A 459-nucleotide genomic window follows, 5' to 3' on the forward strand; every position below is an offset into this window, starting at 1 on the left:
AGTAGAATTTTTGCAACTAAAGGCTATTATAAAATAAGCCTATAATAGATAAAATTCTATTATAGGCTTATAATATAAAAGAGGTGTTTGTTATGAATGAAGAAATCCTATCTGAAACAATAGGTCATCGTATAATGATTAGAAGAAAACAACTTGGATATACCCAAGAACAAGCCGCAGAAAAATCAAATCTAAGCCACCAATTTTTTTCAACTGTTGAAACAGACAGAAAAAATCTTCGTGCTGAAAGTATAATAAAAGTAGCCAAAGCTTTAAATGTTAGTACAGATTATTTGTTGTTAGGTATTACTAATGAAAAAGATACTAATAATATATCCAAATCACTATCCAAACTAAATGGAAACGAACTTCACTGTTTGGAAGAGATCATTAAAAATTATATTAAAGCTTTAGGATATTAAAAAAGACCCTTAATTCTTGGTGTTAAGAATTAAGGGT

The 459-nt window shown here is 27.9% G+C and carries 1 protein-coding gene; it reads left to right on the forward strand.

Annotated features, from left to right (window positions below; all coding sequences use genetic code 11):
• Nucleotides 1–92 precede the first annotated feature (92 nt).
• Nucleotides 93–422 (forward strand): helix-turn-helix domain-containing protein, encoded by a 330-nt coding sequence (locus ACX6CF_RS26575; RefSeq protein WP_458788393.1) that lies wholly within the window; start codon nt 93–95, stop codon nt 420–422.
• Nucleotides 423–459 lie beyond the last annotated feature (37 nt).

It is taken from the genome of Vallitalea sediminicola, from assembly GCF_054408565.1.

Excerpts from the sequence above, each read along its gene's own strand:
- ACX6CF_RS26575 (WP_458788393.1), top strand. The coding sequence starts at position 93 with ATGAATGAAGAAATCCTATCTGAAACAATAGGTCATCGTATAATGATT.